Source organism: Ruegeria sp. C2, from assembly GCF_056537765.1.
Genome location: NZ_JBQFRZ010000005.1, coordinates 123,249 through 135,410 on the forward strand (window position 1 = coordinate 123,249; position 12,162 = coordinate 135,410).

Annotated in this window: 11 protein-coding genes; 5 read left to right on the forward strand and 6 right to left on the reverse strand. The window is 59.0% G+C overall.

Annotated features, from left to right (window positions below; all coding sequences use genetic code 11):
* The first annotated feature begins 19 nt into the window (after positions 1-19).
* Complete coding sequence (locus ACR0IV_RS15775; protein ID WP_480471336.1) at positions 20-913, forward strand: ParB/RepB/Spo0J family partition protein; 894 nt, start codon at positions 20-22, stop codon at positions 911-913.
* Here ACR0IV_RS15775 and ACR0IV_RS15780 read toward each other — a convergent pair.
* From ACR0IV_RS15780 to rph, 4 genes are read right to left on the reverse strand one after another with little or no spacing between them, the layout of a single operon-like run.
* Entirely contained in the window at positions 903-1,256 is a 354-nt protein-coding gene (locus tag ACR0IV_RS15780) for a YbaN family protein (protein ID WP_480660131.1), read from the reverse strand. The genes ACR0IV_RS15775 and ACR0IV_RS15780 overlap by 11 nt on opposite strands.
* Positions 1,257-1,259: 3 nt before the next feature.
* Positions 1,260-2,414 (reverse strand): radical SAM family heme chaperone HemW, encoded by a 1,155-nt coding sequence (gene hemW / locus ACR0IV_RS15785; RefSeq protein WP_480660132.1) that lies wholly within the window; start codon positions 2,412-2,414, stop codon positions 1,260-1,262.
* Positions 2,404-3,018 carry an RdgB/HAM1 family non-canonical purine NTP pyrophosphatase gene (gene rdgB, locus ACR0IV_RS15790; protein WP_480660133.1) on the reverse strand — a complete coding sequence of 205 codons (615 nt, stop codon included), beginning with the start codon at positions 3,016-3,018 and terminating at the stop codon, positions 2,404-2,406. The genes hemW and rdgB overlap by 11 nt, the downstream gene beginning before the upstream one ends.
* Complete coding sequence (gene rph, locus ACR0IV_RS15795) at positions 3,015-3,728, reverse strand: ribonuclease PH (protein WP_480660134.1); 714 nt, start codon at positions 3,726-3,728, stop codon at positions 3,015-3,017. Before rph ends, rdgB begins: the two co-directional genes overlap by 4 nt.
* 112 nt (positions 3,729-3,840) lie before the next feature.
* Between rph and hrcA the strand changes: the two genes are divergently transcribed.
* The gene (gene hrcA / locus ACR0IV_RS15800) at positions 3,841-4,905 is read left to right on the forward strand and encodes a heat-inducible transcriptional repressor HrcA (protein ID WP_480471341.1); all 1,065 of its coding nucleotides are present in this window, start codon (positions 3,841-3,843) and stop codon (positions 4,903-4,905) included.
* A gap of 10 nt (positions 4,906-4,915) precedes the next feature.
* Complete coding sequence (locus tag ACR0IV_RS15805) at positions 4,916-5,479, forward strand: nucleotide exchange factor GrpE (RefSeq protein WP_480660135.1); 564 nt, start codon at positions 4,916-4,918, stop codon at positions 5,477-5,479.
* Positions 5,480-5,509: 30 nt separating this feature from the next.
* Here the strand turns inward: ACR0IV_RS15805 and mutS are convergent, their stop codons facing one another.
* A complete protein-coding gene (gene mutS / locus ACR0IV_RS15810) occupies positions 5,510-8,125 on the reverse strand; it encodes a DNA mismatch repair protein MutS (RefSeq protein ID WP_480660198.1) in 2,616 nt (871 codons plus the stop codon).
* 161 nt (positions 8,126-8,286) lie between these two features.
* Between mutS and ACR0IV_RS15815 the strand changes: the two genes are divergently transcribed.
* Positions 8,287-10,542, forward strand: coding sequence for an NADP-dependent malic enzyme (locus ACR0IV_RS15815; protein ID WP_480660199.1), 2,256 nt, complete (start codon positions 8,287-8,289; stop codon positions 10,540-10,542).
* Positions 10,543-10,545: 3 nt separating this feature from the next.
* On the forward strand, positions 10,546-11,418 hold the full coding sequence (locus ACR0IV_RS15820) for a ribokinase (protein ID WP_480660136.1): 873 nt from the start codon (positions 10,546-10,548) through the stop codon (positions 11,416-11,418).
* On the opposite strand, the gene msrA is transcribed toward ACR0IV_RS15820, so the two are convergent.
* Positions 11,415-12,086 carry a peptide-methionine (S)-S-oxide reductase MsrA gene (gene msrA, locus ACR0IV_RS15825; protein ID WP_480660137.1) on the reverse strand — a complete coding sequence of 224 codons (672 nt, stop codon included), beginning with the start codon at positions 12,084-12,086 and terminating at the stop codon, positions 11,415-11,417. The two genes, ACR0IV_RS15820 and msrA, sit on opposite strands and share 4 nt — an antisense overlap.
* Positions 12,087-12,162: the final 76 nt, after the last annotated feature.

The following is a 12,162-nucleotide window of genomic DNA, read 5'->3' on the forward strand; positions in this document are numbered from 1 at the left end:
CGGACGTCAGGAGGGCATAGTGAGCGTCAAGAAAAGCAAATCCCGGGGATTAGGTCGCGGCTTGTCGGCATTGATGGCTGATGTAGCGCCCGAGGCGGATGGTCGGATCACAGCTGAACCGCGCCGTCCTGATCTGAAGGTTCCGATTGAAAAACTGCAAGCAAACCCGGATCAGCCACGCCGCCGGTTCGCGCAAGAGCAACTGGACGAACTTGCGGCTTCGGTCAAGGAAAAGGGGATCATTCAGCCTCTGATCGTACGCAGCATCACAGGTGGACAATATGAGATTGTCGCTGGCGAGCGTCGCTGGCGCGCGGCCCAGATGGCGCAACTGCATGAAATCCCTGTCATTATTCGTGAATTCGATGACACTGAGGTGCTTGAGGTCGCCATCATCGAAAATATTCAGCGCGCGGATCTGAATGCAGTGGAAGAAGCTGCCGGTTTCAAGCAGCTGATGGATCGTTTTGGTCACACGCAGGAAAAACTGGCCGAGGCTTTGGGCAAAAGCCGCAGCCACATCGCGAACCTGCTGCGTCTGCTCTCATTACCGATGGATGTGCAGACGCTGGTCATTGAAGGCAAGCTTTCAGCAGGACACGCGCGAGCGTTGATCACCGCGGAAAACCCGTCAGAGCTGGCAAAACAGGTGGTGCGCGATGGGCTGTCGGTACGCGCGACCGAGGCTTTGGTCAAAAAACAACAGGGCGATGCTGATAAGCCCGCTCCCCGATCCAGAAACCTGAATGCTGGAAAGGATGCCGATACACGCGCGCTGGAGAAAGACTTGTCAGCGATTCTCGCGATGAAGGTGACCATCAACCACAAGGCTGGTGCGGAATCGGGGCAGGTGGTGCTGGCTTATGAGAATCTGGATCAGTTGGACGATCTGTGCGCCAAGCTCAGCCGTTAGGGCGCGTCCAGATAAAGATCATGACACACCCAAGCACAATGGCCTGAATGATCAGGACATGTGTCGGAACTGAGATCACGACCGACAGGCCAAACACGGCGGCAATCGAAACGGTGGCCGCCTTTTTTGCCGCTGGTCGGATTGCACCTGAGCTTTGCCAGTCGACAATCATCGGTCCAAAAGTTCGGTGGCTGAGCAACCAGTTGTGCAGCCGTGACGACGAACGTGCGAAGAAAAATGCAGCCAGCAGTAGAAACGGTACAGTTGGAAGCAGGGGCAGGGCAACGCCAATCATGGCGAGCGCAACGCAGAGCAATCCCAGACCGGCCCAGAGATATTGCATGCGCTACTCCAACAATTCCCGGATTACGGCATTCAGCACGGCGCGCCCATCAGATGTCGTCTGCAAGCGGTTTTCGCCAATCGTGATCATGCCGATATCACTTAAAGCCTGTAGTTTTTCCTGCGCTAAGGGCTGGTCCGCGAGAGCTTGATATCTCTCAATATCTAGTCCTTCAACTATGCGAAGACACATCATAAGGTATTCGGTGGCCTGATCCTGACGGCTCAGTTCTGAACGATTGCTCTCTCCTGATCCATTCTCGGCAGACTTGAGCCATTTCGTCGGGGCCAGGTGGGTTTCGGTTGCAAACTTTCGTCCATTCAGCGTGATCCGACCATGAGCGCCGGGGCCGATGCCGACGTAATCACCATAGCGCCAATAGATCAGGTTATGCTGCGATTCCGAACCGGGCCGCGCGTGGTTTGAGACCTCGTAAGCGGGTAAACCGTGGGCCTCGCAGATCTCTTGCGTGGCCAGATACATATCGGCGGCGCTATCTTCTTCGGGCAGGCCGCGCAGTTTTCCGACAGCATACCGGTCACCAAAGGCCGTGCCGTCCTCGATCGTCAATTGATAGAGAGACAGATGATCGACGGCCATCGAAAGGGCTTCGGTCAACTCTGTGCGCCATGCATCCAGAGTCTGATGCTGCCGGGCGTAGATCAGATCAAAGCTGACGCGGTCAAAACAATTGCGGGCGATATCGAAGGCTGCTCGGGCCTCGGCGACGGTATGAATGCGGCCCAGACGGCGCAGATCGTCATCGTTCAGCGCCTGCACGCCCATCGAAATACGATTGACCCCGGCGTCTTGATAGGCGGCGAACCGGCCAGCCTCGACCGAGCCGGGATTGGCCTCAAGCGTTATTTCCATGTTGTTGGCGGGGCGCCAAAGGGCGCGGGCTTGGTCGATCACGGCGGCAACGGTGTCCGGGTCCATCAGAGACGGGGTGCCGCCGCCAAAGAAGATCGTGTTCAACACGCGATCTGGTGTTTCAGCGGCAGAACGTTTCAGTTCACTAAGATAGCAATCAAGCCATTGTTTTTGAACGATACTTTTGGAAACATGGCTGTTGAAGTCGCAATAAGGGCACTTAGCCTCGCAGAAGGGCCAATGCACGTACAGGCCAAAGCCCCCATTGCGCCAATCATCCGCCAAAGCAGCCTTTCACGAACATCTCAACCGCGCGGCCGCGATGGCTGATCTTGTTCTTTTCCCAACGATCCATCTCGGCAAAGGTAATGTCGTATCCGTCGGGGACAAACATCGGGTCATAGCCAAACCCGCCTTCGCCTCGGATTGGCCAGACCAGATGACCGGGGGCGATGCCCTCGAATACCTCATCGTGACCATCGGGCCAGGCCAGAACCAATGTGCTGCGGAACTGCGCGGTGCGGGGATGCGCGGCACCTTTGGCCTCCAGCTCAGTATGGGCGCGGGTCATGGCCATCAGGAAATCGCGGCCATTTCTGGTTTCGGCCCAATCGGCGGTATAGACGCCGGGCGCGCCGTCCAGCGCATCAATGGTGATCCCGGAATCGTCCGACAGGGCAGGCAGGCCGGTCGCCTTCGCAGCGGCATGAGCCTTGATCCGGGCGTTGCCGACAAATGTGTCTTCGGTCTCTTCCGGTTCGGGCAGGTTCATCTCGCCCGCGCCAACCACCGTCACACCAAAGGGCTCGAGGAGATGCGCCATCTCCTCAAGCTTACCCTTGTTGTGGGTGGCAACCAGCAGCCTGTCCCCGTCGAACTTGCGGGTCATGCGGTGGCGGCCTTTTGCGCGGTGGCCAGTTCGCCGACGCCTTTTTCGGCCAGATCCATCAACTGATCCATCTGGGCGCGGCTAAAGACCGAGCCTTCGGCGCTCATCTGAACTTCGATCAGTTTGCCCGAACCGGTCATGATGAAGTTGCCGTCGACGCCAGCTTCGCTGTCTTCGGGGTAATCCAGATCCAGAACCGGCTGACCGGCATAGATGCCACAAGAAACCGCTGCTACCGGATCGACCAGCGGGTCAGAAATCACGTCTCCCATCTTCATCAGCTTATTGACCGCCAGACGCAGCGCGACCCAGCCACCGGTGATCGAAGCGCAGCGGGTTCCGCCATCAGCCTGGATCACATCACAGTCGACAGTGATCTGTCGTTCACCCAGGGCGACCCGGTCCACACCGGCGCGCAACGCACGGCCAATCAGGCGCTGAATTTCCACAGTCCGACCACCCTGCTTGCCCGAGGCAGCCTCGCGCCGCATCCGCGTATTTGTCGCCCGTGGCAGCATTCCATATTCGGCGGTGACCCAACCTAGCCCTGAGCCTTTGATGAAGGGCGGTACGCGATCCTCGATCGTGGCGGTGCACAGCACGTGGGTATCGCCCATCTTGATCAGGCAGGAACCTTCGGCATGTTTGGTAAAGCCCGTTTCGATTGAAACGGCGCGCATTTCGTTTAGATCACGTCCTGAGGGTCGCATGGGAATTCCTTTATCTACTGGGTTGGGGATACCGCCCCGCAGCGTTACGATGCAACCCCGATTGACCTTTCATTTACCTGCGATTTAATGACGATCCAGCAGGGGACCGCCGATGAGTGAAGCGAGCAAAATTCTGGATGAGATGAACGACCGGTCACGGGAAGTATTCCGGCTGATCGTCGAAAGTTATCTGGACAGCGGTGAGCCTGTCGGCAGCCGCACGCTGACGCGTACATTGTCCGAGAAAGTCAGCGCCGCCACTGTGCGCAACGTTATGCAGGATCTGGAATTTCTGGGCTTGCTGGACAGCCCTCATATCAGTGCTGGCCGTATTCCGACCCAGCAGGGGCTACGTATGTTTGTCGATGGATTGCTCGAAGTTGGCGATCTGGGCGCGGATGATCGGCAGAAACTGGACGAGACTTTAGGCTCTAACGCGGGCGATGTGGGCGGAATGCTGGATCGTGTGGGATCGGCATTGTCTCACGTGACGCAAGGTGCATCACTGGTTCTGACACCCAAGCACGAGGCCGAGATCAAGCATATCGAGTTTGTCTCTCTGGGCCATGACCGGGCTTTGGTGGTTCTGGTATTCTCGGACGGTCACGTGGAAAACCGGCTGTTCACCCCGCCGCCAGGGCAGACACCCAGTTCAATGCGTGAGGCGGCGAACTTTCTGAATGCGCTGATCGAGGGGCGGACGCTCAGCGAAGTGCGGCGTCAGATGCAAAGCCAGATCGACGCCCGCAGACAAGAAATCGATGTGCTGGCGCGTGAGATGGTCGAGAGCGGGATGGCCGCTTGGGACAGCGATGGCGGCGACTCGGCCCGTTTGATTGTGCGCGGGCGGGCGAATCTGTTGAATGAACCGGGTCAGACTGAAGAGTTGGACCGGATCCGAACGCTGTTTGACGATCTGGAACGCAAACGTGACATCGCCGAATTCCTCGAATTGACCGAAGATGGCGAGGGTGTGCGCATTTTTATTGGTTCCGAGAACAAACTTTTCTCACTTTCGGGTTCCTCTTTGGTGGTGTCTCCATATATGAACGCTGATCGAAAGATAATCGGTGCGGTCGGGGTCATCGGACCCACACGTCTGAATTACGGGCGGATCGTGCCAATCGTGGATTATACGGCGCAACTGGTCGGCAAGCTGATATCCGACCGGAGCTAGAGGGTAAGAGATGGCAGAGCCCAAGAACGAAGAATTTCTGGACGATATCATGTCCGCAGAAGCGGAAGAGTTTGCCGAGGAATTTGCTGAGATCAGCGAAGAGGCGCTGGAGATCGATCAGCTGCGTGCTGAGCGAGACGACTATAAAGACAAGTTCATGCGTGCGCTGGCCGACGCCGAGAACGCCCGCAAGCGCGGCGACAAGGCGCGCCGGGATGCTGAGCAGTATGGCGGGTCGAAACTGGCGCGCGACATGCTGCCGGTCTATGACAATATGAAGCGCGCACTTGAGGCCGCGACCGATGAGCAGAAAGAGGTTGCCGCCGGTCTGCTGGAAGGTGTGGAGCTGACCATGCGGGCGTTGAAGGACGTGTTCCAGAAGCACGGGATTGAAGTGATCACGCCCGAAGTTGGCGACCGGTTTGACCCGAATGTACATGAGGCAATGTTTGAGGCTCCGGTGCCTGGCACCAAAGCCGGGGACATCATTCAGGTCTCGGCCGAAGGTTTTATGCTGCATGACCGCCTGCTGCGCCCGGCGCAGGTCGGCGTTTCGTCGATGCCTGCAAGCTAAGCAGTTATAAAAACAAGAATTTTGAGGCGGTCAGGATCTGGCCGCCTCTTTCAATTTATAGATCAGGTCCAACGCTTCGCGCGGGGTCAGCTCATCCGGCAGGATCTCGTCGAGCATATCCGTGACCGGTGAGGCCTTGGGTGCCGAAGGCGGAGGAGGCGGCGCTGCTGAAAACAAGGGCAGGTCGTCGATCAAGGCCTTTTGCTTGCCACCCTCACGCTCGGTTTTTTCCAACTGATCCAACACGACGCGGGCGCGCTCAACCACGGATGCAGGCAGACCGGCGAGTTGGGCGACCTGAACACCATAGGAACGGTCGGCGGCGCCTTTGTGCACCTCGTGCAGGAAGATCACCTCACCTTCCCATTCCTTGACCGCGACGGTGGCGTTGTCGACGCCCTCCAGATTTCCTGCCAAGGCGGTTAATTCATGGTAGTGGGTCGCAAACAAGGCACGACATTTGTTGGCGGCATGTAGGTGTTCCAGTGTCGCCCAGGCGATGGACAGGCCGTCATAGGTGGCGGTGCCGCGGCCAATTTCATCAAGAATGACCAGCGCGCGGTCGTCAGCCTGATTGAGGATGGCAGCGGTCTCCACCATCTCGACCATAAATGTCGAGCGGCCCCGGGCCAGATCGTCCGACGCGCCGACACGGCTGAACAGCTGGCTGACGACACCGACATGCGCCCGTTCTGCCGGAACATAGCTGCCCATTTGCGCCAACAGGGCGATCAGCGCGTTCTGGCGCAGGAAGGTTGATTTACCAGCCATGTTGGGACCTGTCAGCAGCCAGATGGCAGCACCGTCCTCGGCGCTCAGATCACAATCATTGGCGATGAACGCATCGCCACTTTGCTGGCGCAGCGCATGTTCTACGACCGGATGGCGACCGCCTTGCACATCGAACGCGCGCGAGGCATCGACCTGCGGTCGACACCAGTTCTCTCCGCGTGCCAGATCTGCCAAGGCGGTGGTCAAATCCAGCTCAGCCAGCCCGCGCGCGGCTTGGTTCAGGCGGCCGGCGAGGGTAAGAATCTCGTCAGATAGCCTTTGATAGAGCCTTTTTTCGATCTCCAAAGCCAGATTTCCTGCGTTCAGGATACGGGTTTCGATCTCGGAGAGTTCGACGGTGGTAAAGCGCACCTGATTGGCAGTGGTTTGACGGTGAATATAGGTCTCGCTGAACGGCGGGTTCAGCATTTTTTCGGCATGTGTGGCGGTGGTTTCGATGAAGTAACCCAGCACGTTGTTATGCTTGATCTTCAACGAAGCAATGCCGGTATGCTCTGCATATTTCTGCTGAAACCCGGCGATGACCGAGCGACCTTCGTCGCGCAAAGTTCGGGCCTCATCCAGTTCCGAGTCAAAGCCGGGGGCTATGAAGCCTCCGTCACGAGCCAATAGCGGCGGTTCGGCAACCAGCGCCTCGTCAAGCAGACCCAAGAGGTCATCAAAGCCGACAAGGTTTTGAACGGCTGTAGACAGCAATATTGGCAGGTCCTGCGTACCGCAAAGCTCGGCAATCGTTGACGCCTGAGTCAGTCCGTTGCGAACGGCGGCCAGATCGCGCGGCCCTCCACGCTCAAGGGAAAGCCGCGAAAGGGCGCGGTCCAGATCCGGGGTCTTGCGCAGCGCCTCGCGCAGGTCTGAGGCGGTCAAGCTGTCCTCAGCCGCGAAAGTCACCGCATCCAGCCGGGCATGGATCACATCCAGATTGCGCGAAGGGCTGGACAGGCGCTGCTCCAGCAGCCGCGCACCACCGGGTGTGACGGTGCGGTCGACCACAGACAGCAGCGATCCGGCCCGACCACCGGACAGAGATCGGGTCAGTTCCAGATTGCGGCGTGTGGCGGCGTCGATCTGAACGACGCGATCCTCGGATTCCTTTAAAGGCGTTTGCAGCAGGGGCAATTTACCCTTCTGCGTGATCTCCAGATAGTCGATCAGCGCGCCCATGGCCGACACTTCGGCGCGCCCGAAGGAACCAAACGCATCCAGCGCGCCCACGTGAAACAGACCGCAGAGGCGTTTCTCTGCCGCCGTGCTGTCAAAACTTGCGCGTCCGATAGGGGTCAGCGAGATACCCAGATCGCGAACCGGTTCTTGCAGCGGCTGATCCGCGCCATCCGCTACGATCAGCTCGGACGGAGCCAGTCGCGCAAGCTCAGGACTTAAACGAACGGATGTCAAAGGCATCACGTGAAACGCACCGGTTGAGATATCAGCCCAAGCCAGCGCTGCCTCGTCCCGCACCTCAGAATAGGCAGCCAGAAAGTTATGACGGCGGGCTTCCAGCAAGGCGTCTTCGGTCAGTGTGCCGGGCGTCACCAGACGCACGACATCGCGCTTTACCACCGATTTAGAGCCTCTTTTTTTCGCTTCAGCCGGACTTTCCATCTGCTCGCAGACGGCGACGCGAAAGCCTTTGCGGATCAGGGTCAGCAGATAGCCCTCGGCCGAATGGACCGGCACGCCGCACATCGGAATATCGGTCCCGTTGTGTTTGCCACGTTTGGTCAAGGCGATGTCCAACGCTTCGGCAGCGTTGACGGCGTCCTCGAAAAACATCTCGTAGAAATCGCCCATGCGGTAGAACAGCAGGGCGTCGGCATGGGCCTCTTTGATCTCAAGATATTGCGCCATCATTGGCGTGACTGTGGACAAAAGCGGCCCCCTATTGGCGTCTTCCGGACGCGACCTTACAAATCCCCTTCGTGCGACGAAAGGTGAAAACGCATTGTCGTTGAGGCGCGCGCGCGCCTGCGCTATGACGCATCAGCCCTGAAGTCATGGAAACGACCCAAAAGATGCCCAAAGCGAAGATCACCAAAGAAGAGGCGCTGGCCTTTCACCTGGACCCGACCCCCGGCAAGTGGGAGGTGCAGGCCACCGTTCCCATGACCACCCAGCGCGATCTGTCGCTGGCCTACAGCCCCGGTGTTGCTGTTCCATGTGAAGCCATCGCCGAGGCACCCGAAACGGCCTATGACTATACCAACAAGGGCAATCTGGTTGCCGTGATCTCGAATGGCACAGCCGTTCTGGGCCTTGGCAATCTCGGTGCGCTGGGCTCGAAACCGGTGATGGAGGGGAAATCTGTCCTGTTCAAACGGTTCGCCGATGTGAACTCGATCGATATCGAATTGGACACTGAGGACCCGGATGAGTTCTGCCGCGCGGTTCGCCTGATGGGGCCGACCTTTGGCGGTATCAACCTTGAGGACATCAAGGCACCTGAATGTTTCATCATCGAACAGCGCCTGAAGGAGGAGATGGACATCCCCGTCTTCCACGATGATCAGCACGGCACAGCGGTGATCTGTGCGGCGGGTCTGATCAACGCGCTGCATATCTCGGGCAAGAAAATCGAGGATGTGAAGATCGTTCTGAACGGGGCCGGGGCTGCGGGCATCGCCTGTATCGAACTGCTCAAGTCGATGGGCGCGCGGCATGAGAACTGCATCGTCTGTGACACCAAGGGCGTGATCTATCAGGGTCGGGCCGAGGGCATGAACCAGTGGAAATCGGCGCACGCGATCACCACAGATCTGCGAACTCTCGAGGAAGCGATGAAGGGTGCTGACGTATTCCTGGGCGTATCCGTCAAAGGCGCTGTGACACAAGAGATGGTCGCTAGTATGGCCGACAATCCTGTGATCTTCGCCATGGCCAACCCGGATCCCGAGATCACGCCGGAAGAAGCCCATGAAGTGCGCGTCGATGCCATCGTCGCCACCGGACGCAGCGATTACCCGAACCAAGTCAACAACGTTTTGGGTTTCCCCTACCTGTTCCGCGGGGCTTTGGACATTCATGCCCGCGCCATCAATGACGAGATGAAAATCGCCTGCGCCCATGCGCTGGCCAATCTGGCGCGTGAGGACGTGCCGGATGAGGTTGCCATGGCTTATGGCAAGTCGCTTACCTTTGGGCGTGATTACATCATCCCGACGCCGTTTGATCCGCGCCTGATCCACCGTATTCCGCCTGCTGTCGCCAAGGCGGGTATGGACACCGGCGCAGCCCGCCGTCCGATCATCGACATGGACGCCTATGAGCTGAGCCTCAAATCCCGCATGGACCCAACTGCCAGCATCCTGCGCGGCCTGAACGCCCGTGCGCGTCAGGCACAAAGCCGGATGATCTTTGCCGAGGGCGACGATCCCCGCGTCTTGCGCGCCGCAGTGACCTATCAGCGCTCGGGCTTCGGCAAGGCGTTGGTTGTGGGCCGTCCGGACGATGTCAAACTCAAGCTGGAAGAAGCTGGATTGGGGGATGCGGTACGCGAGTTGGAAGTGGTGAATGCGGCCAACACCACACATCTCGAGACCTATACAGACTTTTTGTATAAACGCCTGCAGCGTAAGGGTTTTGACCGGAAAGACATCTACCGCCTCGCGGCGCGCGACCGGCATGTGTTCTCATCCCTGATGCTGGCGCATGGTCATGGCGACGGTCTGGTGACCGGTGCTACGCGCAAATCGGCGCATGTGCTGGATCGTATCAATCACGTATTTGATGCCGATGCCGCCCATGGTGCAGCCGGTGTGACTGCACTGCTGCACAAAGGTCGTATCGTTCTGATCGGTGACACATTGGTGCACGAATGGCCCGATGAAAATGATCTGGCCACGATCGCCGAACGTTCGGCCGCGGTGGCGCGTCACATGGGGTTGGAGCCTCGGGTGGCCTTTGTCAGCTTCTCGACCTTTGGCTATCCGGTGTCCGAGCGGGCTGAGAAGATGCACCGCGCGCCGGTGGTTCTGGACCAGCGCGGCGTCAACTTCGAGTACGAGGGCGAGATGACCGTGGACGTCGCGCTGAACGTGGATCAGCAAGCTGGATACCCGTTTCAGCGCCTCACCGGGCCGGCCAATATCCTGATCGTGCCGGCGCGGCACTCGGCTTCGATCTCGACCAAACTGATGCAGGAAATGGGCGGGGCGACCGTGATCGGCCCGATCCTGTCCGGCGTCGACAAGCCGATTCAGATCTGCTCGACCGTCTCGACCGCGAATGACATTCTGAACATGGCTATTCTGGCCTCCTGCGATATTGGATAGACCATGACGATCTGGAACCTGGGCTCGATCAACGCGGATATGGTATATGCCCTGCCGCATTTGCCGGAAGCGGGCGAAACCCTAGCGGCGGGCGGGCTTGATCGGTTTCTGGGTGGCAAGGGGGCCAATATGTCGGTGGCGGCAGCCCGGGCTGGGGCGCGGGTGGCGCATATCGGCGCCGTCGGGTCAGATGGGCGCTGGGCGCGCGACCGACTGACCGAATATGGGGTTGATACCCGGTTTATCACCGAGACCGATACCCCAACCGGTCATGCAATCATCGCTGTGGATGCCGAAGGCGAAAACCTGATCATCCTCTACCCCGGCGCCAATCACGCGTTGGAGGCGCAGCAGCTGCAACGGGCCTTGGGTGAGGCCGTCACCGGGGACGTTTTGGTGATGCAGAACGAAACCAACGCACAGGTCGAGGCAGCACGGCTGGGCCGCGACCTTGGCCTGACCGTTTGCTACGCTGCCGCCCCATTTCAGGCCGACGCGGTTCAGGCTGTCCTGCCATTTCTGGATTTCCTGATCCTGAACGAGGTCGAGGCCGAGCAGTTGCAGGCCGCGTCAGGCCTTGCGCCCTCGGACCTGCCGGTAGAGTATGTGATCGTGACGCTGGGTGCAAAAGGCGCGCGGTATTACCATCAAGGCCATGACCCTCAGCAGTTCGAGGCCCACAAGGTCAACGCTGTCGATACGACCGGCGCGGGGGATACCTTCACCGGATATGTGCTGGCGGGGATGGATCGAGGGATGCCGATGGCGCAGGCGATCGCCCAAGCGATGCGTGCCGCGGCCTTGATGGTCACGCGGCACGGCACAGCGGATGTTATTCCGGATTTGAAAGAGGTGCGCGAGGCGCAGCTCGATTAAGACCCAGCGAAAGGCGCGGCGCTGCCCCACAATTGCCGGACACGGTCATCGCGGCCACACGCATTTCGATAGGCCTTGTAGGCGTTCTTCTGGCGCTTGGGGCCAAAGCGGGTAAAGACCAGCTTGTCACCCTTGTAGTAATCCTGATGGTATTCTTCTGCCGGATAGAAGGTGCCTTCTTGCAGGATCGGCGTGACGACGGTTTGCCCCAATGCCTGCTGAGCATTACTTTTTGCCTTCTGCGCCAGCGTCTTTTCCCCTATGTTAGATACGAAAATGGCAGTGCGATAGCTGTCGCCCCGGTCACAGAACTGGCCGCCTGCATCGGTAGGATCAACCGAGCGGAAGAACATGTTCAACAGCGTTTCACGAGACACTTTCGCGGGGTCGAAGGTGATCTGAACCGCCTCATAATGACCGGTGCCACCTTTGGACACCTGATCATAGGTGGGGTTCGCCGTCTTGCCGCCGGTATAGCCTGACACCGCCCCAAGCACGCCGGGGACGGATTCGAAATCGGATTCCACGCACCAGAAACAGCCTCCGGCGACCGTCAGCGTCTCGGTCCCCGCTGCCGGGGCGGGCAGAGCACGCAACATGGCCGTCAGCAGGATCAGCGCAAACAGCAGAGTGGGTTTGATGCAGTTCAGATAAGCAGTCCGGGTCATGGCAGGTCTCCTTCCGAGACCAAGCTGCCCTCAGTTTCACCCGCTTGCAATGCGCTGACATCGTTTGTCACGTGCT

Coding starts and splice junctions, on each gene's coding strand:
- rdgB (WP_480660133.1), bottom strand. CDS start 3,018: ATGACCCGCAAGTTCGACGGGGACAGGCTGCTGGTTGCCACCCACAAC.
- ACR0IV_RS15805 (WP_480660135.1), top strand. CDS start 4,916: ATGGCAGAGCCCAAGAACGAAGAATTTCTGGACGATATCATGTCCGCA.
- mutS (WP_480660198.1), bottom strand. CDS start 8,125: ATGATGGCGCAATATCTTGAGATCAAAGAGGCCCATGCCGACGCCCTG.
- ACR0IV_RS15780 (WP_480660131.1), bottom strand. CDS start 1,256: ATGCAATATCTCTGGGCCGGTCTGGGATTGCTCTGCGTTGCGCTCGCC.
- ACR0IV_RS15815 (WP_480660199.1), top strand. CDS start 8,287: ATGCCCAAAGCGAAGATCACCAAAGAAGAGGCGCTGGCCTTTCACCTG.
- rph (WP_480660134.1), bottom strand. CDS start 3,728: ATGCGACCCTCAGGACGTGATCTAAACGAAATGCGCGCCGTTTCAATC.
- msrA (WP_480660137.1), bottom strand. CDS start 12,086: ATGACCCGGACTGCTTATCTGAACTGCATCAAACCCACTCTGCTGTTT.
- ACR0IV_RS15820 (WP_480660136.1), top strand. CDS start 10,546: ATGACGATCTGGAACCTGGGCTCGATCAACGCGGATATGGTATATGCC.
- hrcA (WP_480471341.1), top strand. CDS start 3,841: ATGAGTGAAGCGAGCAAAATTCTGGATGAGATGAACGACCGGTCACGG.